General features: G+C 47.8%; 20 protein-coding genes and 1 tRNA gene. 3 read left to right on the top strand and 18 right to left on the bottom strand.

Annotation, left to right across the window (positions count from 1 at the left end; genetic code table 11):
* Nucleotides 1-57: 57 nt before the first annotated feature.
* From WJT86_RS05285 to WJT86_RS05260, 6 genes are all read right to left on the bottom strand, one after another.
* Nucleotides 58-1,713 carry an NAD+ synthase gene (locus tag WJT86_RS05285; protein WP_346336484.1) on the bottom strand — a complete coding sequence of 552 codons (1,656 nt, stop codon included), beginning with the start codon at nucleotides 1,711-1,713 and terminating at the stop codon, nucleotides 58-60.
* Nucleotides 1,714-1,956: 243 nt separating this feature from the next.
* Nucleotides 1,957-4,734: an autotransporter family protein gene (locus WJT86_RS05280; protein ID WP_346336483.1), complete on the bottom strand. Its 2,778-nt coding sequence runs from the start codon at nucleotides 4,732-4,734 to the stop codon at nucleotides 1,957-1,959.
* Between the two features lie 283 nt (nucleotides 4,735-5,017).
* Nucleotides 5,018-5,941, bottom strand: a complete 924-nt coding sequence (locus WJT86_RS05275; protein WP_346336482.1) for an AEC family transporter — start codon at nucleotides 5,939-5,941, stop codon at nucleotides 5,018-5,020.
* A 99-nt stretch (nucleotides 5,942-6,040) separates the two neighbouring features.
* Nucleotides 6,041-7,423: a class II 3-deoxy-7-phosphoheptulonate synthase gene (locus WJT86_RS05270; RefSeq protein WP_346336481.1), complete on the bottom strand. Its 1,383-nt coding sequence runs from the start codon at nucleotides 7,421-7,423 to the stop codon at nucleotides 6,041-6,043.
* A 180-nt stretch (nucleotides 7,424-7,603) separates the two neighbouring features.
* Nucleotides 7,604-8,962 carry a glutathione-disulfide reductase gene (gene gor, locus WJT86_RS05265; protein ID WP_346336480.1) on the bottom strand — a complete coding sequence of 453 codons (1,359 nt, stop codon included), beginning with the start codon at nucleotides 8,960-8,962 and terminating at the stop codon, nucleotides 7,604-7,606.
* A gap of 29 nt (nucleotides 8,963-8,991) precedes the next feature.
* Nucleotides 8,992-10,230, bottom strand: a complete 1,239-nt coding sequence (locus WJT86_RS05260; RefSeq protein WP_346336479.1) for an O-antigen ligase family protein — start codon at nucleotides 10,228-10,230, stop codon at nucleotides 8,992-8,994.
* Between the two features lie 242 nt (nucleotides 10,231-10,472).
* Here WJT86_RS05260 and WJT86_RS05255 point away from each other — a divergent pair, with 242 nt between their 5' ends.
* Complete coding sequence (locus WJT86_RS05255; protein WP_346336478.1) at nucleotides 10,473-10,895, top strand: hypothetical protein; 423 nt, start codon at nucleotides 10,473-10,475, stop codon at nucleotides 10,893-10,895.
* A 50-nt stretch (nucleotides 10,896-10,945) separates the two neighbouring features.
* Here the strand turns inward: WJT86_RS05255 and WJT86_RS05250 are convergent, their stop codons facing one another.
* The 3 genes from WJT86_RS05250 to WJT86_RS05240 all read right to left on the bottom strand — a co-directional run bounded on the left by WJT86_RS05250 (nucleotide 10,946) and on the right by WJT86_RS05240 (nucleotide 12,804).
* Complete coding sequence (locus WJT86_RS05250; RefSeq protein ID WP_346336477.1) at nucleotides 10,946-11,491, bottom strand: DUF2059 domain-containing protein; 546 nt, start codon at nucleotides 11,489-11,491, stop codon at nucleotides 10,946-10,948.
* 37 nt (nucleotides 11,492-11,528) lie between these two features.
* Nucleotides 11,529-12,230, bottom strand: coding sequence for a ribose-5-phosphate isomerase RpiA (gene rpiA / locus WJT86_RS05245; RefSeq protein WP_346336476.1), 702 nt, complete (start codon nucleotides 12,228-12,230; stop codon nucleotides 11,529-11,531).
* A 115-nt stretch (nucleotides 12,231-12,345) separates the two neighbouring features.
* Nucleotides 12,346-12,804 carry a hypothetical protein gene (locus tag WJT86_RS05240; protein WP_346336475.1) on the bottom strand — a complete coding sequence of 153 codons (459 nt, stop codon included), beginning with the start codon at nucleotides 12,802-12,804 and terminating at the stop codon, nucleotides 12,346-12,348.
* Nucleotides 12,805-13,076: 272 nt separating this feature from the next.
* On the opposite strand from WJT86_RS05240, the gene WJT86_RS05235 reads away from it, so the two are divergent.
* Nucleotides 13,077-13,844: an HAD-IA family hydrolase gene (locus tag WJT86_RS05235; protein WP_346336474.1), complete on the top strand. Its 768-nt coding sequence runs from the start codon at nucleotides 13,077-13,079 to the stop codon at nucleotides 13,842-13,844.
* On the opposite strand, the gene WJT86_RS05230 is transcribed toward WJT86_RS05235, so the two are convergent.
* Both WJT86_RS05230 and WJT86_RS05225 read right to left on the bottom strand, forming a co-directional pair.
* Nucleotides 13,815-13,889 (bottom strand) — tRNA-Val (locus tag WJT86_RS05230). The genes WJT86_RS05235 and WJT86_RS05230 overlap by 30 nt on opposite strands.
* A 57-nt stretch (nucleotides 13,890-13,946) precedes the next feature.
* Nucleotides 13,947-14,336 (bottom strand): DUF971 domain-containing protein, encoded by a 390-nt coding sequence (locus tag WJT86_RS05225; protein ID WP_346336473.1) that lies wholly within the window; start codon nucleotides 14,334-14,336, stop codon nucleotides 13,947-13,949.
* A 124-nt stretch (nucleotides 14,337-14,460) separates the two neighbouring features.
* Between WJT86_RS05225 and moaA the strand changes: the two genes are divergently transcribed.
* Nucleotides 14,461-15,534, top strand: coding sequence for a GTP 3',8-cyclase MoaA (gene moaA / locus WJT86_RS05220; protein ID WP_407066913.1), 1,074 nt, complete (start codon nucleotides 14,461-14,463; stop codon nucleotides 15,532-15,534).
* A 58-nt stretch (nucleotides 15,535-15,592) separates the two neighbouring features.
* On the opposite strand, the gene WJT86_RS05215 is transcribed toward moaA, so the two are convergent.
* The 7 genes from WJT86_RS05215 to atoC all read right to left on the bottom strand — a co-directional run bounded on the left by WJT86_RS05215 (nucleotide 15,593) and on the right by atoC (nucleotide 22,835).
* Complete coding sequence (locus WJT86_RS05215) at nucleotides 15,593-16,249, bottom strand: 3-oxoacid CoA-transferase subunit B (protein ID WP_407066912.1); 657 nt, start codon at nucleotides 16,247-16,249, stop codon at nucleotides 15,593-15,595.
* Nucleotides 16,250-16,254: 5 nt separating this feature from the next.
* Nucleotides 16,255-16,905: an acetate CoA-transferase subunit alpha gene (atoD, locus tag WJT86_RS05210; RefSeq protein ID WP_346336469.1), complete on the bottom strand. Its 651-nt coding sequence runs from the start codon at nucleotides 16,903-16,905 to the stop codon at nucleotides 16,255-16,257.
* Nucleotides 16,906-17,155: 250 nt separating this feature from the next.
* On the bottom strand, nucleotides 17,156-18,334 hold the full coding sequence (locus WJT86_RS05205; RefSeq protein WP_346336472.1) for an acetyl-CoA C-acetyltransferase: 1,179 nt from the start codon (nucleotides 18,332-18,334) through the stop codon (nucleotides 17,156-17,158).
* Nucleotides 18,335-18,513: 179 nt separating this feature from the next.
* Entirely contained in the window at nucleotides 18,514-19,836 is a 1,323-nt protein-coding gene (locus WJT86_RS05200; protein WP_346336471.1) for a TIGR00366 family protein, read from the bottom strand.
* A 29-nt stretch (nucleotides 19,837-19,865) separates the two neighbouring features.
* Complete coding sequence (locus WJT86_RS05195; RefSeq protein WP_407066912.1) at nucleotides 19,866-20,522, bottom strand: 3-oxoacid CoA-transferase subunit B; 657 nt, start codon at nucleotides 20,520-20,522, stop codon at nucleotides 19,866-19,868.
* A 5-nt stretch (nucleotides 20,523-20,527) separates the two neighbouring features.
* Nucleotides 20,528-21,178: an acetate CoA-transferase subunit alpha gene (gene atoD, locus WJT86_RS05190; RefSeq protein ID WP_346336469.1), complete on the bottom strand. Its 651-nt coding sequence runs from the start codon at nucleotides 21,176-21,178 to the stop codon at nucleotides 20,528-20,530.
* Between the two features lie 244 nt (nucleotides 21,179-21,422).
* Nucleotides 21,423-22,835, bottom strand: a complete 1,413-nt coding sequence (gene atoC, locus WJT86_RS05185; protein WP_346336468.1) for an acetoacetate metabolism transcriptional regulator AtoC — start codon at nucleotides 22,833-22,835, stop codon at nucleotides 21,423-21,425.
* Between the last annotated feature and the right edge of the window lies 1 nt (nucleotide 22,836).

Genomic DNA, 22,836 nt, shown 5'->3' with positions numbered 1-22,836 from the left:
GTATTTGAATTTAAAAGAAGCCTCCAGATACTTTTGTATCAGAAAGACTGTCAGGTATTAGGTGCGGTCCCGAAATCGATTGACAATCGGATAGCGGCGATCCCGACCAAAATTCTTTTCTGTCACTTTAACACCTGGAGCTGATTGGCGGCGTTTGTATTCAGCCATATAAAGCAAGTGTTCAATTTTATGAACAACCTCTGGCACATGACCTCTGGCAATGATCTCACTGACCCGCATTTCACGCTCAACCAGACATTCGAGAATATCATCCAGAACAGCATAAGGCGGCAGACTATCCTGATCGGTCTGGTTCTCACGCAACTCTGCCGTTGGAGCTTTTGTCAGAATATTAACTGGAATAACCTCTCCATCTGGCCCCAGTGCGTCAAGAGGCTTCCAGCTATTGCGTAACGCACTCAAGCTGTAAACCTCTGTCTTGTAGAGATCTTTTATGGGATTAAAGCCACCGTTCATATCTCCATAAAGTGTTGCATAGCCAACCGACATCTCTGATTTATTACCAGTCGTCACAACCATGCTGCCAAACTTGTTGGAGAGTGACATCAGTATGACACCGCGAATTCGGCTCTGGATGTTTTCTTCCGTTACACCACGCTGTGCGCCTTTAAAGAGCGGAGCCAACTCAGATTCAACACCTTCAACACCAGCCGCAATCGGCACGATATCGTATTGCACACCAAGCAGCTTGGCACACCGCTCCGCATCAATCAGCGATTCCTTGGATGTATAATGATATGGCAGCATGACACAACGCACACGCTCGGCCCCAAGAGCATCAACAGCCATTGCCGTACAGAGTGCGGAATCGATACCGCCCGACAACCCCAGAATAACACTTGGAAAACGGTTCTTCTCAACGTAGTCCCGCAACCCTAATACACAGGCCTGATAATTTGCTTCAGGACCTGTTACCGGCACATGCTTTGGTGCATCCGTACAAAGCCAGCCATGATCTGTTTTTTCCCATTGTGTGATTGCCACATTCTCCTGAAAAGAAGGCAGTTGGCCGGCAAGCTGACAATCCGACTGCAGAATAAAGGATGCGCCGTCATAGATAACTTCATCCTGACCACCAATCTGGTTCAGGTAGATCAAGGGTAGATGGCTCTCGGTGACACGGGCAACAGCGATATTCAGACGCTCATTCTGCTTGTCACCCCAATAAGGAGAGCCATTAGGCACCAGCAACAGCTCAGCACCTGTTTCCGTAAGGCATTCAACAACTTCATCAGTCCAGATATCTTCACAGATCGGAACACCAATGCGAACGCCCTTAAAAGAGATCGGGCCGGAGAGCTCCCCTGATGAAAACACCCTCTTTTCATCAAAAACACCATAATTCGGTAATGCAACTTTAAATCTCAGGGCAGCGACAACACCACCCTCTAACAGGGCGTAAGCATTATAAAGTTTCCCCTCCTCAACCCATGGCAAGCCAATCAATATGGCAGGGCCACCATCAGCAGTGATTTTCGCCAGCTCTTCACAGGCGGAGCGACATGCATCCTGATATGCCGGTTTAAGAACCAAGTCCTCAGGCGAATAACCTGACAAAAACAATTCGGGAAAAGCGATAAGGTCAGCGCCTGCTTCTGCTGCTTTATTTCTGGCTGAAACTGCTTTTTCGGCATTACCTGCAAGATCACCAACAATTGGGTTTAGCTGAGCAAGCGCAATAGCTAATTTCATTTTTTAATTCCATTACTTAGCATCAAAGCTGACGTATAGTTCAAGCAGTTTGTTTTGCCATACAAAAAGGTATTTGGAAAGGCTTGATCAGAAGCCTGAGCATCTTGCTTTCATGCAAGCAGGTATCTGGCCATTATGATGGCCTGTAGCAAATAAAAAAAAAGCGGCAACCTGATACAACAGATTACCGCTTTCTGGCTTATGCCGGAGGAATATCTGGCACTCACCTTGGGAGCTTTCAACTTACCACTTCACAACAACGCCCAGCCGGCCATTCCATGATTCACGTCCCTTGTTATCAAGCGAGTGATTATAGGCAGCCGTACCGAAGAGAGACACCTGATCCGCCACCTGACCGGAGATACCGGCCCCGATTTCACCCCAGGTGCCCTGTAAAGACGAGCCCAGAGTTACCGAGTTAAGACCATAAATGTCTGTCGCAGTTGTTTTCAGTTTGCCTCCGAATTCATGCCATATGTTTGCTCTCAGCCAAGTTGTTATCAAACGTGGCTTGCCTTCGATTGAAACTTCCCAGTCTTTTGAGAAGCGAACGCCAATACGTCCTCTGACTGATTCACCATCATCAAATTTAAAGCGTCCATAAGCATCAGACACGCTATCAAATGAAACCCTCTGGTAGGCAATCTGTGCCTGTGGTTCAATAATCCAGCCATTATCCAGCTTGAAGCTGTAACCACCTTCCAGAGAGGCAAGGAAACCAAAACCATCAGGTTTAAGGCGCGGACCATAGATGGACTTGGCATCTGTCGAATACCACGTGCCCTGCACAACAGCATCAGTATACCAGCCTGCTGCAGCTATATGAGTCCAATAAGCACCGATTGTATAGGCATCCATTAGTACAGAGCCAGCGTTGCCTTTGTTAGAAGCACGCTTAACGTCTGTATCAATATTACCGTAAGCAAAATAAACACCGGCCTTATCAAGATCACCAGCCGCCGACTGGCGGCCATAGATATCCATGCCGACCTGAACAGCACCAAAGGTATAGTTATAATCCGGACCACGGCGCTTAAAATTATTGTTATCGCGAATACCACGATCACCAATAACCCGCGCCCAGCCACCTGAGAACCATCTCTGTTCATCAGCAAGTGTTGGCTCAGCCAGAACTCTAACTGTCTCCAGCTTACCCTTTTTACCGCGAACAACACGTTCTTCATAAACAGGCTTAAGCGGGTTCGGGCGTGGATCACCGATACGCTCGTGCAATGTTCCAAGAACCGAATAGCCATATTCAAGGGCAACGGGTGGCATAGCCATGGCCAGTGGCATTTCAGCACGATAATTCGGTGTCTTTTCTTCGGTATTTTCATCGGGAACAAAACCGCCACCGGTTTCCTCTCCGACATAACGATCTGTCAGGTACCAGCTATCTGCTGAAGCTGATCCACCACGAACAAGTGAATACTCATAAGCACCAGCAGCAACACGCTGTCCAAGGCGGAAAGCCGAAGTTGTTGTCGTCGCACTTCCCTGTGCCTCGACGACAAGAATACCATCACCGACAATCTGAGAACCGGTACCGCCAACCTGATTAATGAATAAGTTGGTTGTACCACTTGCGGAGCCGCCATTGAGAATAACAAGCCGATCACTAGGCGACCCTGTACCACCGAGAACGGTATTCAGTACAATATTACCACCCGCACCCGTATAGTTCGTAACGGATAATGTTTTGAACGCACTTGCTCCGGCAGGGGCAAAGGTAATTGTACTGGCATTATTCGCAATTGAGGTAACTTCTGAGTTACCCGTCATCAGCCAGTCACTGCCTGTCAAAGCAAGATTGGAAAGGCTATTGCTACCCGTTGTGGCAATCCCCTTAAAATGTGAGCTGACGGCATTGAGATTAAGGACAGACTGTACTTTCTTGGCGTCGTTAACAACAATGGCATTACCAGAACCGTTGTTTAATGTGACGCTATTCATATTCAGATTGAGCGTACCACTGCTGATGACAATACCGTCATAGTTGCTGGAAAGAACGCTGTTTGTAACATTAATCGTGGAGCCGCCGGAAGATGTAATAGAACTATTGATGGCATAGCCACTATTTTGTCCGACAAAGTCAGCTTTAATATTGGCAACATCAATTGTAGAGGCATTACCGTCCATAAGGATTGCACCACCTGTTGGCCCAGTACCGGAAACCGTACCACCGCCGAGCCAGGAGATTGCTGTATTTGAACCAGCCCGTACCAATACGGTGGAGGTATCACTGCTCACCTGACCATTGATAGCGCCGCTAACAGCAATACGTGCACCCGATGAGGAATAGAGTGCATAAGCACCTCCACCTGTTGCTGTTGATGTACCACTTACGTTGTTGAGCTTAACCTCTGAAGAGGTACCGGAGGAATATGCAAAAGCTGTTTGCGTTCCCTTGACTGAGGCCTCCAGATTGCCAGCAACATTGATGAGCCCCTGAGAGGTTGTCCAGGCAGCATATGCTTCAGGAATAACATTACCGGCAGCTGGAGCAATCGTTACATTCACATTCTCAGCATTCAGAATACCTGAATTATAAGATGCAAGTGCATAGGCATGACGAACCGGACCGGATGGACCAACACTCCGTCCGGTGACGCTGATTGTTGACAGTCCTGTTAAATTAATCGTGCTGCTATTTCTGGTATAGGCACCATAGGGGTCATCAGAAGTCACTGTGATGGTGACATTACGCGCTCTGATAAGGCTGTTGGCGCCATAAGTATAAATACCCGTTGAACCGATGGTACCCGTTTCAGTGCCATATCCCTCACCAATCAGAATAGAGCCCGTGCCAATATCAATAACGCCACCAGCAGCGTCAACAGTAATGATGCCTTGTGATGTACCGTTGAGATTGGTCGCGTAGATACCACCATTTTGCACAGTAATAGTACCGTAAACATTACCGGAGTGCATAGCCGGTTTTTTACCTGTTACGGCAACACGATCTCCGCCTTGCAGCATAATTGGCGTCGTCGTTGCTTCAACTGTACTTGTATAATCCATAGCCCCGGCGATGGAAAAGCCATTCAATATTACAAAACTAATTGCAAAATAATTTATATGGCTAATTCTATTGCTTTTTAAGCTGAACATTACACACTACCTCATAAGCGAAAGTTCAAATTTCTCTGATGAGGCGCACGTTGCGAGCCAACACCTAGAAAACTAAGAACTTCACTTCGATATCTAGAGCATAAAATCAGAAGACAAGACTGCGGTATTAGAAAATTTTTGTAAGAAATTTTTCAGCAGAGGTCCCAGCCAAAAGATAGTCTAAAAATAATAATTAAAAAGCGATCAGCCCAGTTTTCATAAAATATAAAAGGGCCGAAACAGTCACAAGACTGAGAAGCGTCGTAATAAATGTTACAGCTGAGACAAACTTGGCATCAGTGTCAAATTGTAAAGCCAGAATAGTTGTATTTGCAGCAGTTGGCATACCAGCAGTCAGAACGAACACCTTCTTAATCAGGGGATCTACTGGCATAAAAAAGACAAGCAGATAAGCCAGAACCGGAGAAATCAAAAGCTTGAGTGTAACGGCAATAGCAGTTTTCAAAAGATCAACATGCTTCAAAGAAATTGTAGCGAGCTGCATACCGAGAACAATCATAGCAGTTGGAATTGAAGCGTTTCCAACCATCTCAATACAGACCATGAAGTTTTCTGAAATATGAATACCCAGTTTCTGAAACAGAAATCCAAGCACGATGGCATGGATAACCGGCATGCGTACGACAGCAAGTAATGGGGCCTTAATCCCGACACTTCCCGCACCGCCCCCTTTGGCCGCATAATAGATGCCTATCGTTGCCTGAAGTACACCATGAAAAACTGTCAGAAAAATAACAATAGGGCGTCCTTCCTCGCCAAAAGCGAGAAGAACAACGGGAATTCCGTAATTGCCACTATTCATAAAGACAGAGCTTAAAATCAGTGCACTGCCGTCTTTGGTGTTGTACTTCAACAGCCGCGCTAAAACATAAATGATAGCAATCAGTATGTATGTCAGAATGACAGTATAGATGATCAGATAGATGTCAGAAAAAGATAGCTCATGCCGATAAAACATATCAAAGCACAGGAACGGCAGCATCAGATAAACGCTCAGACGTGCCAGCCCGGCAATATCAGGTTTCAGATAATGATAACCAAAATAGCCCAGAGCATAGACAGAGAAAACCGGAAGAATAACCATGAGTATCTGCATTATGTCTCTTCCGAAATCTTGGGGCTCCTCTGACCGCCCCACCGTAGCACAAAAAAAGAGGAGCAAATATTGCTCCTCTTCTTATTAATCTCTTATTTTTTATTCGGCCGCAACATAAACTCTCGGACCTTTTGCCTCACGTTCCTTGCGGATCAGCTCAGCTGTGAGGAAGGCAATTTCCAGAGCCTGTTCTGAATTCAGACGCGGATCACAGTAGGTGTGATAACGGTCTCTCAGATCAGCTTCTGTCAGAGCCCGCGCACCACCTGTACATTCAGTGACATTCTTACCGGTCATCTCAAGATGGATACCACCAGCATGCGTCCCTTCAGCACTGTGAATCTCGAAGAATGAGCGAACTTCACTCATGATCATATCGAATGGGCGTGTTTTATAAGCGCCGGCTTTCACTGTGTTGCCATGCATCGGATCACATGACCAGACAACAGAACGGCCTTCCTTCTTGATCGCACGAAGCAGAGCCGGGAAGTGTTCCCCGATCTTGTCAGAACCATAACGGGCAATCAGTGTCAGACGACCGGGCTCATTCTGTGGATTCAGAATGTCGATCAGCTTCAGGAGACCATCAGCATCAAGCGATGGACCACATTTCAAACCAATTGGGTTTTGAACACCACGCATATATTCAATATGTGCATGATCTGGCTGACGTGTACGGTCACCGATCCAGAGCATATGGCCGGAAGTCGAGTACCAATCACCTGTTGTCGAGTCGACGCGTGTGAGGGCTTCTTCGTAACCAAGAAGCAGTGCTTCATGGCTGGTATAGAAATCCGTTGAACGCATTTCAGGCTGCGTATCAGGTGTAATACCGATAGCACGCATGAACTCAATAGTTTCCGTAATGCGCTGGGCAATACCGTTATAACGTGAAGACTGAGGGCTATCCTTAACAAAGCCGAGCATCCAGCGATGGGCATTCTCAAGGTTGGCATAGCCACCATTTGCAAACGCACGCAGCAGGTTCAGCGTTGCGGCAGACTGGCGATAGGCCATCAGCTGACGCTGCGGATTAGGGCGACGCCCTTCTTCAGTGAAAGCGATATCACTGATAATATCGCCGCGATAACTTGGCAGCTCAACGCCATCCATTGTTTCAGTTGGCGCAGAACGTGGCTTTGCAAACTGGCCAGCCACGCGCCCAACTTTTACAACAGGCGAACCACCGGCGAATGTCAGCACAACTGACATCTGGAGAAACAGGCGGAAGAAGTCGCGGATGTTATCAGCAGAATGCTCTTCAAAGCTCTCAGCACAATCACCACCCTGCAGCAGGAATGCCTCACCGTTAGCAACCTTTGCCAAGGCTGCTTTCAGCTTTCTGGCCTCACCCGCAAACACGAGCGGAGGAAATGCCTTAAGCTGACCTTCAACATCCTTCAGTTCAGCAATATCCGGATATTCCGGCATCTGCTGAACGGGCATTGCTCTCCAGCTATCAGGTGTCCACCGCTTACTCATAATACTTCTCCTCGCTCCTCCATCTATTCTTATCTGCCCGGCAGTAGTTAAGATGATTGAACTCTACATATAGGTTATTTTTGTACGCCTGCGTTGTTTATACCGCAATTTCGTTATAAACGTCTATCATGATTGGTTTTATATACCAAATCAATCAGAACTTCACAGTATTGAACGTCTTCAGACAGGCGTTCGCATCGTAACCAGTTCCTCCGCAGCAGTTGGATGAACAGCAACGGTTCTGTCGAAGTCTGCTTTTGTTGCGCCCATCGTCATGGCAATTCCAGCAAGCTGGATCATTTCACCAGCATCTGGACCAACAATATGAACGCCAAGAACCTTATCGGTTGCTTTATCGACGATAATCTTCATCAGCATCTTTTCATCCTGCCCGGCGAATGCAGCACGCATCGGCCGGAAAGATGTTTTATAAATATCGACATCAGCAAACTGTACACGTGCCTCTTCTTCGCTCAGGCCAACAGTTCCCACCTCAGGGCTTGAGAATACGGCTGTTGGAATAAGATCATAATCCAGCGTACGCTGCTCCTGACCACCAAAAACATGATCAGCAAAAGCATGCCCTTCACGAATGGCAACAGGGGTCAGATTAGCCCTGTTCGTCACATCCCCAACAGCATAGATGGACGGAACAGTACTTTGTGAAGAAGCATTGACGACAACAGCACCCTTCTTATCGAGCTCTACACCGGCCTCTTCCAAACCAAGCCCTGCCGTATTTGGCTTACGCCCTGTGGCTGACAGCACCTGATCAACCTCTAAGGTCATGCCATCCGAGAACGTGACAATAAACGAACCGGTTCCGGAATGATCAATCCGCTGGACAGTCGCAGACAGTTTCAGGGATACGCCATGCTTACCATAGGCTTCAGTCAGGGCCGACCGCACATCTTCATCAAACCCACGCAAAAGTTTGTCACGACGATGAACCAGCGTTACCTGAGAGCCCAGTCCGGCAAACACACCGGCAAACTCCACTGCAATATAGCCACCACCAATAATCAATATCCGTTTTGGCAGTTCCGGCAGATCAAAGACCTCATTTGATGAAATGGTGTATTCTGCACCGGGGAAACTGTCTTTCACAACACTTCCGCCCGTGGCAATCAGAATACGCTCTGCACGGATACTGGCACCGGTTTTAATGATACGTACCGTATGCGCATCTTCAACCACAACACGGCTATCAATAATCTCAACATCAGACTTTTCGAGATTGGTTCTGTAAATCCCTTCCAGACGAGAGATTTCCCTGTTCTTGTTAGTGATCAGCACTGACCAGTCAAAACGGGTACCAACAGTCCATCCGAAACTTTCTGCAGCTTCAAACTCTGAGGCATAACGGCTGGCCATCACAAGAATTTTCTTAGGCACACATCCACGGATCACGCATGTCCCACCAACACGGAACTCCTCTGCCACCATAACGCGAGCGCCATATCCTGCTGCAATTCTTGCCGCACGAACACCACCTGAGCCTGCACCAATGACGAAAAGGTCTACATCATATCCGGACATTACTTTTCCCTTCAAAGGCGGGGATTTTATCAGCCGCCTTCTGCTTCATTCCGTTCAGCCCTGAACCAGGCCATTCCGGCGCCAATAGCTGCAAGCCACCATCCCTGCCACGCACCATGACCGATGATTGCAACAAAGGTGATACCGGCAATCCAGGCAAGCTGCTCTGCTACCAAACGTGATGGTAAGGCTGCCAATGCACGGAGCATCGCAAATAAGACTGTCAGTGCCAGAATAGCGCCAACCAGCCCCAATTCAACCCATACCTGCATGGCAGCATTATGCGGATGCCCCATGTTCAGATCACCGTGCAACTCTACAGGAACGGCAGCTGCTTCCGGCGTGTTGATGATCACAGGGCTGACAGCAAAACCGCCTCCAATGATTGGCTGCTGCGCAATCGTGTATTCAAAGGCCCGCCAGAGATCAACGCGTTCCATCGAGTGATCACTTTCAAAAACCTCAACAATTTTCTGTGGCAGAACCTCGTAAAACATGGAGCCGTAAAACGGGGCAACAGCAAAAAGGAAAGTAAAGCACCCGGCCGCAATCCATAGTGAAGCCTTTGGCAGGAAGCGTGCAAAAACATAGACGGGAATAAACAGGAGCACAGCCATGACTGCCGCACCGCTTGATGAATTAAAAATCGTTCCAACAGTAATTAAAGCTGTCAGAGAGCCGAGTACCTGATAACTTTTCTCACCTCTTCGCCATAGTAAGAACAGCAGAGGCGTCACTACCAGGAAAAGGGTGAGGACCGAACGATTATAAATGAAAGAATAGGCTTTCGCACCAACGAGCTGCCGAAAGTACATTCCTGATGTGATATCGGCAAAGATGAAAACAGCAGCTATAATTGCAATGATTGCTGCCACGGGTGCCAGCCAACGCGGCATTTTTTCTGGCAAAGCCATCGCCAAGACAAAGCCTGCCGTTGCCGACAGTATCAGTTCACCATAGAAAAACAGCGCCATCCGGAGTGAATATGTCCAACTGAGAGAGATCAGCATCCATAGCAAAAGAGCAAGGGTCAGGATGCCAGGTGCAGATAACAGTTTCGACTTCATATTATTGAGAAGCACGCCCAGTCGACCCTCAGCAATGGTAGCAGCAAGAGCAAGAACGGCTGTTATCACGACCAGTAGTGTTCCAGAGCGATGAACGAGAGCCATTCCGAACGGAAGGCATGCCAGCATTATAAAAGCGCCATTCCATAAACCATCTGCCAGTTTGTTATCGACTGGAAAGGCATTTTTCTGAACTGTCATTTATACCAACTCATATTATTTCAATTACTACAGCACTCAGGTCAGTGCTCTTAACACATCAAAAGTGCCAATATAATGTTTTTCAGTCATTCGCTGTCGTTCATATAACTTACAGACAAAAGCAGTACAAATAGATGGACTATATGTCTTGTCTGCCTGAGAATATTTCCGCTAAAATAGATTCCGTTAAACCAGAATAGGATGAGACCATGCGCGCTATTGCGATCTCTCTCGCTCTTACCATGATCTCAGGCCCGCTATATGCAGCAGATTCAAACAAGAATCCTGAAAAATCATTTTCCTATTCTGATTATCAGCGCATTAAAACCACTGATTTTTACATGAATCCGGGTCTCTATGCGAATAAGCCTATCTCATTCAGCGGCTTAGTTTGCCAGAAAGTTTCTGATGGGTTTGCATGCTCATCCACAAACAACCGAATCATTGTTTTGGCACCCGACCTTGCCCCTGCCTCAGAGAAAAAGCTTATCTCGGAGCGATGCAACCCAAAGGACAAACTGTTCTACTCTCGCTGCAAAAGAACCATCCTTTTTGTCTCTTCATCTATCGAAGGACAAAAAGGTGAAAACTATAATCAGCAGAGCCTGGTTATCAGAACAAAAATCATCAATGCAGCCACTCTTGATGAAGAGAGTGAAAACTAATGCATAAAAAAGGCCCGGATAACCGGGCCTTTTCTGAAACTATGCTCTGATCAGAACTTGTGACCAAGCTTTGTCATCTCTGCGCGAACCCGGATCATGATATAATCACCGAGGTTACGGCTCCAGTTCTGGAACTCATTAACAAAGGCATCAAGAATCTGTGGCTGGGATTCGATATACTTCTTCCCGGATGGTGTCTTGAAGAAAGCATCAATATCTTTCAGCTCTGCTTCAGTCAGGAAGTTTGCGAAAACGCGTGTTGCAGCATTAGAAATCTGTGCCTGCTGCAGTTCAAGCTCTGGCTTCAGGGCTGTAATAACCTTCTCAAGGTCATCCTTCATTTCAGGACGTGTTACTGTGATCTGGCGAACCTGATCCAGAATCTGATCAACAACACCATTGAAGGAGCGTGAAATACCAGATGCATCAGCAACTTCCTTGGCAATTGCCAGATGGCTTGCCGTGAACTGCTTCTTGCTCAGATCCAGAGCAGGAGCACTGTTCTGCTGGGCAGGAGCTGGAGCCTGAGCCATAGCTGTCCCAGTCAGAAGAGAAAAGGCTACTGTGACAGCAGCGAGCGAAGAGGTTAAACGCATAGTAAAAGCTCCAACAGAAAACAAAAACAAAACTGACTTACACCCGGCTCCATTCAACCAGACCAGTTTCCGTTGCGATAATCGCATCGGTTGAAATACCAACGAACAAACCGTTTTCAACCACACCGGGAACCAGATTAAGCTGAACAGACAACTTTTCCGGGTCAGGAATAGAATTAAGTGCAGCGTCGAGAATCAAATGCCCGCCATCTGTGACGAAAACTTGACCATCTTCGGTTTGCCGCACTGTTATTTCACCATTTAACCCACATTTAGTGAATGTATTGATAATGGCACGACGTGTTGCCTCCAAACCGAACTTATTTACTTCAATTGGAAGTGGAAAACGTCCAAGTGTCTCAACAAGTTTGGAGCCATCAGCAATAACAACGTTACGGCTACTGGCAACGGCAACGATTTTTTCCCACAGAAGGCAGCCACCGCCACCTTTAATCAGATGCAGAGAGCGTGTCATCTCATCAGCACCATCAACTGTCATATCAAGGCTTGGTGTCTCATCGAGGGTAGAGACTGTAATCCCTTCCTTGATGGCAAGCTGGCGGGTGATTTCAGAGGTTGGCACACCAACAATCTTCAAGCCATTGCGCACACGCTCAGCCAAGAGAGAAACAAACTTGTATGCTGTAGAACCTGATCCAAGACCAACATTCATACCATCTTCGACGAGTTCTGCAGCACGTGCAGCGGCAGCCTGTTTCAGATCAATAGCATTACTCAATGGAAATCTCCCGTTATACTTCTAGTTTTTATAGCTTTTTTCCATATCAGTCCAGTTTCCAAAAGGCATCATATTTCAGAGGCCTTCTGGATTAAAGTATAGCTCTGGAGAATAATTATCTGGAAGGGCCAGCTTTATCAGAAGCATTTCCGGCAGCTTCACCAGGTGCGGCGCCGGGTGGTGTACAGACAACTTTCTGAGGCTCAGAGCCTTCAAAAACGTAGCAAACGCTCATTTGTCCTGTACGGTAATTCACACGGAAAATACCGCCATCCTTAACGTGCCGTGTTGCAACCAGGCCGTATTCACCCGGAGTCTGTGGCCCTGCACCCTCACCAACCTGATAGCAAAGCGTTACACCAACAGCACCATCAGCACGGGTATTAACACCATACTGACAGGCAGAAACTTCACCTGTTACCTTATCAATCCGGTACATACGATTAAGATCGATTTGTGGAGCAGGCACAAATTCATAATTTGCAGCCAGAACAGATGCAGGGCATGCAAGAATTGCCATACCCAGAATATAACCGGAAAATTTCCGGGCCAGATGACCTGTAAAAGGCAGCATCAAGTATCTCCATTGTCATAAGGGAAGCTGCAATCATAAACTTCCTGACCAAGTAACGAATCAAATGCACTGTACCATTTCAAAATGAACTGAACCTCATATTGAGGCAAAAAAATGGGGATGGGACGACTAAAGAGCTGAACTTCTGCTTCCTCCTCAAAAGGTTACATAAAACAGAGTAACAAGAAGCCGCATGAGCGACTTAATTCTTTCCCTTTGCTGGACTCTTGCTTATTAAGATAAGCAGACTTCTAAACGCCAGCGGGGATAATATGTCTGCGAATTTCCAACCAATTGCTGTTTTCGATCTTGATGGTACGCTTGCCGATACGGCTCCTGATCTCATTTCGACACTCAATGTGATCCTCGCCAAAGAAAATCTCCCGGCTCTCCCTCTCGAAGGAGCCAAAGAACTTATTGGCGCAGGTGCCCGTGCTCTGATTGAACGCGGTTTTCAGCGTAGTGGTACGAGTATAAGCGAAGATCGCTTAGAAGTTCTCTTTCAGGAATTTGTTGCTGAATATAACAACCGTCTATGCGTGGATTCAAAATTGTTCCCGGGCGTTCCTGAGGCATTGGACAAGCTTTCAAGCGAAGGTATTCTGCTTGCGGTTTGTACGAACAAGTTTGAAGATCAATCCTTAAAACTGCTTGAACTTCTTGGTATTCTGGACCGGTTCACCTTCATTTCCGGACGCGACACCTTCCCGTTCTTCAAGCCTGACCCGCGTCATCTGACGGAAACAATTGCCAAGGCTGGAGCAGACCCGCGTCTTGCAGTTATGGTCGGCGATTCAAATACAGATATCACAACGGCAAAGCGTGCAGAAATTCCGGTCATTGGTGTGCCATTCGGTTACACGGATACTCCGGTTGACCAGCTCAACCCGGATCTGGTTGTGACGCATTATAATGATTTACCGGCCGCTGTTGAAAAACTGCTGATTGCAAGTCTTAAGCGCAACTTCCCGAAGGGAATTTCTGCAGAAGATAAAGCATCGGGTGGAAAATGGTGGGCGCGACAGGGATTGAACCTGTGACCTTTCGCGTGTGAAGCGAATGCTCTCCCGCTGAGCTACGCGCCCTAAAGCTAAAATGAAGATTTCCGGCAGAGTTCCTTGCATTGCTCTGCCAGAGGAATATCAAGCTGGAAACAGAGGTTCCCGACGTAGATGTTTTTGGGCAAGCTCATCAAGATAAGCTGCCCATTTCCGGGTATAATCGTCACCTAAGTCGTAAAGATACTGCCACTCATAATATCCGGTATCATGCCCGTCATCGAAGATAATCTGGACAGCATAATTTCCAACCTGAGCAAGCGAGCTGATCGCAACATTACTTTTACCATAAACGGTCTTGCGACCAGCAGGTGTATGTCCCTTCACTTCAGCAGACGGGCTATAAACACGCAGATATTCGGCAGGCAAAGCAAAAGCGACGGCATTATCAAATGTAACTGTCAGCAGTTTCTTATCTTGGCTTAATCTTAGCTCAACAGGCCAGCGGGCTTCCATAGTATCTTTTTCGGGCATTATTTTGCTCCTGCACTGTAGCCTACCCTCATCACTTTGGCACAATCATCTTGCCCAAGGAACGTGACACGCTACAATAAAGCTTATCAGTTTATCTGAAATTCTGTATCTATTTATTTTCGTCATGGACGGGGCAACACCTGTGAAACTTTCCGAGAATTTGAACAAGCCCGTTCTGAGCGAAACCAACAGCTTTTCTCAAGCGTCACCTCTTATTGACCCATTTCATCGTGAAATAAATTATCTCAGGGTTTCTGTAACCGACCGTTGCGATTTTCGCTGTGTTTACTGTATGGCCGAAGATATGAACTTCCTGCCCCGGAAAGAGCTTCTAAGCCTTGAAGAACTTGATAGATTATGCAGCATCTTTATTGAACGTGGTGTCCGCAAATTACGATTTACAGGCGGAGAGCCCCTCGTCAGAAAAAACATCACATGGCTTCTGAAATCCTTATCACGCCATATTACTGCTGGTGTTTTGGATGAGCTGACGCTGACAACAAATGGTTCTCAACTTGTACGCTTTGCAGATGAATTGGCCAATTGCGGTATCAAGCGTATCAACGTTTCATTAGATACACTGGATAAAGACAAGTTTCATCAGATCACGCGTTGGGGCGATTTGAGCAAAGTTCTTCTGGGAATTGATGCCGCCCAGAAAGCAGGCTTGAAAATCAAGATCAATACCGTCGCCCTTAAAGGGATCAATGACACAGAAATAAGTTCACTTATGCAGTGGGCTCACAGTCGTGACATGGATATGACCCTGATTGAAGTCATGCCGATGGGAGATGTGGGAGCTTTACGGCTTGACCAGTATCTGCCCCTGTCTGAACTCCGTACAACTCTGGAAACCCGATATACATTCCATGATCTGACAGAAAAAACCGGCGGGCCCGCTCGTTACGTGCAGGTTCAGGAAACAGGCGGAAAACTTGGCTTCATCACACCCATGACCCATAATTTCTGCGAAAGCTGCAATCGCGTGCGCCTCACCTGCAAGGGTGAACTGTTCATGTGTCTTGGGCAGAATGTGGATGCAGACCTGCGAACGCCATTACGGGCCTCAGAAAACAATGAGGCTGTTAATGAAGCCATAGATCGTGCAATCGCACTGAAACCCAAAGGGCACGACTTCATCATCGACCGCCACAACAAACCTTCTGTTTCCCGCCACATGAGTCACACTGGCGGATAGCCAATAAAAAACCGCGGCCTATTGAGCCGCGGTCTTGTTAAGACAAACAAGCAGATACTTATTCGCTGATAGGCATAGTTTTGAGGTCAGGAGCGACATCGAACTCAGCTTCGGTCTTTGCCTTGACTGTTTCGAGATCAACACCCGGTGCAAGCTCACGGAGAACCGGCTTTTCTGCACCACGCTCAAAGGTGAACAGCGCAAGCTCTGTCACCAGAACTGACACAACACCAACAGCTGTCAGTGGAAGTGTGCAGGACTTCAGGAATTTTGAGGAACCGTCCTTCGCACAATGTTCCATCGCAACGATCACTTTGCGCGAACCAACAACAAGGTCCATCGCGCCGCCCATGCCAGGAACCATCTTGCCCGGAACCATCCAGTTCGCAAGATTGCCGTTCTGTGCAACTTCAAGGCCGCCAAGAACACAGGCATCAACGTGACCACCGCGGATCAGTGCAAACGAGAATGAGCTGTCAAAGGTTGAACCACCAGCAATCATACCTGCAAGCTGACCACCAGCATTCACAAGATCCTTGTCGTCTTCTGTCTTGGGACCAAGACCAAGGAAACCGTTCTCTGACTGAAGTGTGATGCTCACACCTTCCGGAAGATAGTTCGCAACCATCGTTGGCAAACCAATGCCAAGATTAACAACGTCACCATCGTGAAGTTCAAGCGCCACACGGCGCGCAATCAATTCTTTTGCATTCATTGCCATTACCCCTTGATGACGCCATCAACCAGCGCAGCTGGTGTCATGATAAGATCAGGATCCATCGAACCAATCTCAACAAGTTCATCAACCTGAGCCAGAACCGTATCGGCGGCCAGGGCAACAAGTGGATTGAAGTTACGGGTCGTCAGACGGTAGTAAAGATTACCGGCCTTATCACCACGGGTCGCATGAACAATCGCAAGATCGGCACGGATTGGTTCTTCAAGAAGGTAATCCTTGCCCTGAACCGTAACACGCTGCTTGCCCTCTTCGACGATCGTACCGATACCTGTTGGAGTCAGAACGCCTCCAAGACCTGAACCACCTGCGCGAATACGCTCGGCCAAGGTACCTTGTGGAACCAGCTCAACCTCAACCTCTTTCGCCATCATCTGACGACCTGCTTCAGGGTTCAGACCAATGTGCGAAGCAATAATCTTGCGAACGCGCTTCTCAACAACCAACGGGCCAACGCCCGTGGCAGGAAACGATGTATCGTTACCGATAATCGTCAGATCCTTGATGCCACTGTCCATAATTGCCTGGATCAGTAACGGAGGTGTTCCTACCCCCATGAAGCCTCCAAACAATATGCTCATTCCGTCACGAAAATGACGGCTAGCATCCGAGAGGCTTATGACTTTCGATTTCATGCTTTCACTCCACCCCAAATTAAACAAGGTCGGGTTAAACCAGTTACGGCAAGTCAGTCTATTGAGTTAAGTGATATTACCCCAGCAAACCGACGCATTTTGATGTTCTTTTGCCATCCCGCTCATTATGCCAGTATTAAACTGATAAATTAAGAGCTCTGGCAAGTTCTACCCATCTTTAGATATGCGGCTATAACCCACACCCTACAGCGCATAAAAAAGCCCGCCGAAGCGGGCTTTTCTAGGCAGATTAGATGCGCTCAACAATAAGAGCTGTACCCTGACCACCGCCAATGCAAAGTGTTGCAAGGCCGAGGGTCTTGTTACGGGCTTCAAGAGCATGAAGCAGTGTAACGAGGATACGGGCACCGGAAGCACCAATTGGATGGCCAAGAGCGATAGCACCGCCATTGACGTTGGTCTTTTCCATATCAAAGCCGAGTTCGTTACCAACAGCAGCAAACTGAGCTGCGAAAGCCTCATTGGCTTCGATCAGGTCAAGATCAGCAACTGTCAGGCCAGCCTTGGCAAGAGCCTTCTGTGTTGCAGGAACCGGACCAATACCCATGTATGCCGGATCAACACCACAAGTTGCATAGCTGCGGATACGAGCCAATGGCTTCAGGCCAAGAGCCTTTGCCTTTTCTTCGCTCATAACGATGAGAGCTGCTGCACCATCGTTGATGCCGGATGCGTTACCAGCTGTGACAGAGCCGTCAGCCTTGAATGCTGGACGCAGCTTTGCAAAGCCTTCTGCACTTGCTTCTGCACGTGGATATTCGTCTGTATCAAAAACGACATCGCCCTTACGGCCCTTAATGGTGACCGGAACGATTTCCTTCTTGAAAGCGCCATTCTTGATAGCTTCAACAGCACGCTGCTGCGAACGCAGAGCGATTTCGTCCTGAGCTTCACGGCTGATCTTGTAACGTTCTGCAACGTTCTCAGCTGTAATACCCATGTGATAGTGCTGGAAAGCATCTGTCAGGCCGTCATTGACCATGGTGTCAATGATCTTGCCATCACCCATGCGGTAACCCCAACGTGCCTTCTGGAGGACGTAAGGAGAAGCCGACATGTTTTCCATACCACCAGCCAGAACTGTTTCTGCATCACCGGCAAGAATGGACTGGGCTGCCATGGCAACACTCTTCAGACCAGAACCGCAGACGATGTTAATTGTGGTCGCGCCTGTTACCTGTGGCAGACCTGCATTGACAACAACCTGACGGGTTGTGTTCTGACCAAGACCAGCCTGCAGTACGTTACCCATGATTGCTTCGTCAACAACGTCATTTGCAATGCCAGCACGCTGAATGGCTTCCTTGGCGACGATTGTGCCCAGTTCCGGAGCGGAAACAGAAGCCAGCGAGCCATTGAAAGCACCGATAGCCGTGCGGACTGCACTGACGATAACGATATTGCTCATTAATGTTCTCCTCGAACTTAACCGGTTATGTAAGTTGGTTTTATGACCTGCCCGCTCCCGTTTTCTCGGGTATGTCGAAACTGGTTTTAATCCCAGTCTCGGGGGAACTCCCCCATAATAACCGTGTTCAAAATTATTGTGGCGCCAAATATCAGCGCCACAACATAGTAAACTTCATCTTATAGGAACGCTAGCCCTATGAGGAAGATAAACATCGAGAAAATAAGGGCCGTGACACAATATCCCATGATATCACGCACACCAAGACCAGCAATAGCCAGGGGAGGAAGAGCCCAGAATGGCTGAGCCATGTTCATCCATGCTTCACCGTAAGCGATAGCCATAGCGGATTTGCCAAGGTCTGCACCCAGAGCCTGAGCTGCCGGCATGACGAATGGACCCTGAACAACCCAGTGACCACCACCTGATGGGATCGCAAAGTTGATGATCGCGGACGAGAAGAATGTCAGGATCGGGAATGTATCCTTGCTGGAAATGTCGATGAACCACTGTGTGATCAGACCACCAAGACCAGACTTCTCCATCATCAGGTGGATACCTGCATAGAATGGGAACTGGACAAGGATACCAGCTGTACTACGTGCAGCAGCTGTAATAGCGCGCATGTAAGCCATTGGCGTCTTATGGAGCATGATACCGAGTACAAGGAATGCAAGGTTCACGGTGTTGATGGTGACGTTGAAGTTTGTCTTGTACAGATACATGCCAAGATAAACGAAACCAAGTGCACCAACGATCCATGACAGGATGCGGCTTTCCTCGATCTTTTCTGCAAAGGAAGCGTCCGGACCAAGCTTCTTCTGGAAGTCTGGATCTTCTGCAAGCAGAGCTGGATCAACAGAAACAACATCTTCAGCCTTGGGCATCATCATGCGTGTAACGAATGGCATAATGATAATCAGACCGAAAGTGATGAACAGGTTGTAGCTTGTCAGGAGAGTATCCTTAACTGGGATCAGACCTGTGATGCTTTCAACCGGGTTGCCTGGTGTCGCAGCCATCAGAGCGATGGAAGAAGACAGACCACCGTGCCATGTCAAGAACGAGATGTAGGCACAGGCGATAAGCAGACGATAGTCAGAACCCTTAACGCGACGTGCAACTTCCTTGGCAAGCATAGCACCAACAACGAGACCGAAGCCCCACTGAATGGCACAGCAAACGCTGCCAACGAATGTAACAAGCATAACACCGTTAGCTGGCGAGTTTGCCATAGCTGCCGTACTGCGAAGAATATTCTTCACAGGACCGGAAGATGCAAGCGCATGGCCTGTAACGACGATCAGAGCCATCTGCATACCGAAGGCAAGCAGGCTCCAGAAACCGTCACCCCACATGGTCACAAGCTGTGCCGGATCGGTTGGTGTCATTCCCCATGAAGCGAAGAAGACAATAATTGTCAGAAGAATAGCAAAGATGAGAGGATCAGGCAGATATCTGCTGACAACAGAAGTCAGGCCTTTTGCAATACTTTGAATCATAGTTGTTCTCTATTTTTGTGGTTAGTTATTTATTCGCTGATAGGCATAGTTTTGAGGTCAGGAGCGACATCGAACTCAGCTTCGGTCTTTGCCTTGACTGTTTCGAGATCAACACCCGGTGCAAGCTCACGGAGAACCGGCTTTTCTGCACCACGCTCAAAGGTGAACAGCGCAAGCTCTGTCACCAGAACTGACACAACACCAACAGCTGTCAGTGGAAGTGTGCAGGACTTCAGGAATTTTGAGGAACCGTCCTTCGCACAATGTTCCATCGCAACGATCACTTTGCGCGAACCAACAACAAGGTCCATCGCGCCGCCCATGCCAGGAACCATCTTGCCCGGAACCATCCAGTTCGCAAGATTGCCGTTCTGTGCAACTTCAAGGCCGCCAAGAACACAGGCATCAACGTGACCACCGCGGATCAGTGCAAACGAGAATGAGCTGTCAAAGGTTGAACCACCAGCAATCATACCTGCAAGCTGACCACCAGCATTCACAAGATCCTTGTCGTCTTCTGTCTTGGGACCAAGACCAAGGAAACCGTTCTCTGACTGAAGTGTGATGCTCACACCTTCCGGAAGATAGTTCGCAACCATCGTTGGCAAACCAATGCCAAGATTAACAACGTCACCATCGTGAAGTTCAAGCGCCACACGGCGCGCAATCAATTCTTTTGCATTCATTGCCATTACCCCTTGATGACGCCATCAACCAGCGCAGCTGGTGTCATGATAAGATCAGGATCCATCGAACCAATCTCAACAAGTTCATCAACCTGAGCCAGAACCGTATCGGCGGCCAGGGCAACAAGTGGATTGAAGTTACGGGTCGTCAGACGGTAGTAAAGATTACCGGCCTTATCACCACGGGTCGCATGAACAATCGCAAGATCGGCACGGATTGGTTCTTCAAGAAGGTAATCCTTGCCCTGAACCGTAACACGCTGCTTGCCCTCTTCGACGATCGTACCGATACCTGTTGGAGTCAGAACGCCTCCAAGACCTGAACCACCTGCGCGAATACGCTCGGCCAAGGTACCTTGTGGAACCAGCTCAACCTCAACCTCTTTCGCCATCATCTGACGACCTGCTTCAGGGTTCAGACCAATGTGCGAAGCAATAATCTTGCGAACGCGCTTCTCAACAACCAACGGGCCAACGCCCGTGGCAGGAAACGATGTATCGTTACCGATAATCGTCAGATCCTTGATGCCACTGTCCATAATTGCCTGGATCAGTAACGGAGGTGTTCCTACCCCCATGAAGCCTCCAAACAATATGCTCATTCCGTCACGAAAATGACGGCTAGCATCCGAGAGGCTTATGACTTTCGATTTCATGCTTTCACTCCACCCCAAATTAAACAAGGTCGGGTTAAACCAATAGAGCTCTTGCAAGTATCGTGCCAACTAATAGATTTTCTTGAAAAATAAAGAGAGAACCGCTTTTTTCAAATAGTTTTCAATTAGTTAAAAATTAAACAAAAGTATCATTCAGATGTGTAATGTTTTACAAAAAAGCCCCGGGTGCAGTTCTCTGCACCCGGGGCGTGCATAATTTTGCACTTTTGCCATTTATTGCAATTCAGTCGATCCGATATTCCTGCAATTTATACATGAGGGAACGACGGCTGATACCTAACTGCTGGGCAGCTTTAATGCGGCTCCCACCCGAGCGTTGCAAAGCCTTACGGATCAGCTCTTTCTCATATTCTTTCATACTGTCTTTCAGGCTTGCTTCATCTGTATCAATGGCATCCAACGCAATATCATCAGATGCATCCTCTTCAAGATCAGCTTCAAGATAACGATCATCATTCTCAGCAATTTGTGTCGGCAGATCATCTGGAAAGATCATATTACCGAGACTCATGATGACAGCACGTTCCATCGCATTAGCCAGTTCACGAACGTTTCCGGGCCAAGAATACGCCTGCATTAACTTAAGAGCGACCGGATCAAGGCCGGAAATCTCGCGATTATTCTGATCGCAGAAATGCTGAAGAAAGTGGTTCGCCAAAAGCTCAATATCTTCTGGTCGCTCACGTAATGGCAAAGTTTGAAGATGAATAACATTCAAACGATAATAGAGATCCTGACGGAAAGTCTTTTCCTCCACCATTGCCGCAAGGTCACGGTTGGTGGAAGCAATCAGACGAATATCAGCCTTAATTGTTTCCGTTCCGCCAACGCGTTCAAACTCACGCTCCTGAATAACGCGCAAGAGCTTGACCTGAAGGTTCTGCGACATCTCTCCAACTTCATCAAGAAGCAATGTCCCTTCATGTGCTCTTTCAAATAAACCAATCTTGCGAACCTGCGCCCCAGTAAAAGCACCCTTTTCGTAACCAAAAAGCTCACTTTCCAGCAATGTCTCAGGAAGTGCCCCACAATTGATCTTGATAAAAGGGCCACGCGCACGTGGAGAATTATAATGGATGGCACGGGCAATCAGTTCTTTACCCGTCCCGCTTTCCCCCGTGACCAGCACGGTGGCCATGCTCTGGGCAATTTTTGCCGTATCGCGACACAGCTCCATCATCTTGGGGTTATTGGTGAGAAAACGTCCCCATTGGAAAGTATTGGACAGCTCCCGATGCAGAAGGTTGATTTCCTGCTTCATGCTCCGCATCTGCATCGCACGATCAATCAGAAGCTTTACTTCCTCAAGATCAAACGGCTTGATGATATAGTCATAAGCTCCCTGTTTAATCGCCTCGACGGCCGTTTCAACAGATGCATAAGCTGTCATTAAAATAACCGTTGCATCAGGCCGGATGGCTCGCATTTCACGCAGGGCATCAATACCGCTTAACTCCGGCATACGGATATCCATTAAGACGATATCCGGCACCAACTCAGAAAAACGGGCAAGACCAGCCTTCCCATCATTGGCTGTCTCAACGTTGTAGCCTTCACGTGTCAGCACAGCCGACAATAAACGGCGCACATTCTCTTCATCATCAACGACAAGGACACTGCAATCTTTGCTGCTCATG

It is taken from the genome of Hohaiivirga grylli, from assembly GCF_039655745.1.
GTDB classification, from domain to species: Bacteria; Pseudomonadota; Alphaproteobacteria; order Rhizobiales; family Beijerinckiaceae; genus Hohaiivirga; species Hohaiivirga grylli.
This window is presented reverse-complemented; position numbering and strand designations above follow the sequence as displayed.

Excerpts from the sequence above, each read along its gene's own strand:
- WJT86_RS05255 (WP_346336478.1), top strand. The coding sequence starts at position 10,473 with ATGATCTCAGGCCCGCTATATGCAGCAGATTCAAACAAGAATCCTGAA.
- WJT86_RS05285 (WP_346336484.1), bottom strand. The coding sequence starts at position 1,713 with ATGAAATTAGCTATTGCGCTTGCTCAGCTAAACCCAATTGTTGGTGAT.
- WJT86_RS05235 (WP_346336474.1), top strand. The coding sequence starts at position 13,077 with ATGTCTGCGAATTTCCAACCAATTGCTGTTTTCGATCTTGATGGTACG.
- moaA (WP_407066913.1), top strand. The coding sequence starts at position 14,461 with ATGGACGGGGCAACACCTGTGAAACTTTCCGAGAATTTGAACAAGCCC.
- gor (WP_346336480.1), bottom strand. The coding sequence starts at position 8,962 with ATGTCCGGATATGATGTAGACCTTTTCGTCATTGGTGCAGGCTCAGGT.
- WJT86_RS05250 (WP_346336477.1), bottom strand. The coding sequence starts at position 11,491 with ATGCGTTTAACCTCTTCGCTCGCTGCTGTCACAGTAGCCTTTTCTCTT.
- WJT86_RS05225 (WP_346336473.1), bottom strand. The coding sequence starts at position 14,336 with ATGCCCGAAAAAGATACTATGGAAGCCCGCTGGCCTGTTGAGCTAAGA.
- WJT86_RS05280 (WP_346336483.1), bottom strand. The coding sequence starts at position 4,734 with ATGGATTATACAAGTACAGTTGAAGCAACGACGACGCCAATTATGCTG.
- WJT86_RS05240 (WP_346336475.1), bottom strand. The coding sequence starts at position 12,804 with ATGCTGCCTTTTACAGGTCATCTGGCCCGGAAATTTTCCGGTTATATT.
- atoD (WP_346336469.1), bottom strand. The coding sequence starts at position 21,178 with ATGAAATCGAAAGTCATAAGCCTCTCGGATGCTAGCCGTCATTTTCGT.
- WJT86_RS05270 (WP_346336481.1), bottom strand. The coding sequence starts at position 7,423 with ATGAGTAAGCGGTGGACACCTGATAGCTGGAGAGCAATGCCCGTTCAG.
- atoC (WP_346336468.1), bottom strand. The coding sequence starts at position 22,835 with ATGAGCAGCAAAGATTGCAGTGTCCTTGTCGTTGATGATGAAGAGAAT.
- WJT86_RS05260 (WP_346336479.1), bottom strand. The coding sequence starts at position 10,230 with ATGACAGTTCAGAAAAATGCCTTTCCAGTCGATAACAAACTGGCAGAT.
- WJT86_RS05215 (WP_407066912.1), bottom strand. The coding sequence starts at position 16,249 with ATGAATGCAAAAGAATTGATTGCGCGCCGTGTGGCGCTTGAACTTCAC.
- WJT86_RS05195 (WP_407066912.1), bottom strand. The coding sequence starts at position 20,522 with ATGAATGCAAAAGAATTGATTGCGCGCCGTGTGGCGCTTGAACTTCAC.
- WJT86_RS05200 (WP_346336471.1), bottom strand. The coding sequence starts at position 19,836 with ATGATTCAAAGTATTGCAAAAGGCCTGACTTCTGTTGTCAGCAGATAT.
- WJT86_RS05205 (WP_346336472.1), bottom strand. The coding sequence starts at position 18,334 with ATGAGCAATATCGTTATCGTCAGTGCAGTCCGCACGGCTATCGGTGCT.
- atoD (WP_346336469.1), bottom strand. The coding sequence starts at position 16,905 with ATGAAATCGAAAGTCATAAGCCTCTCGGATGCTAGCCGTCATTTTCGT.
- WJT86_RS05275 (WP_346336482.1), bottom strand. The coding sequence starts at position 5,941 with ATGCAGATACTCATGGTTATTCTTCCGGTTTTCTCTGTCTATGCTCTG.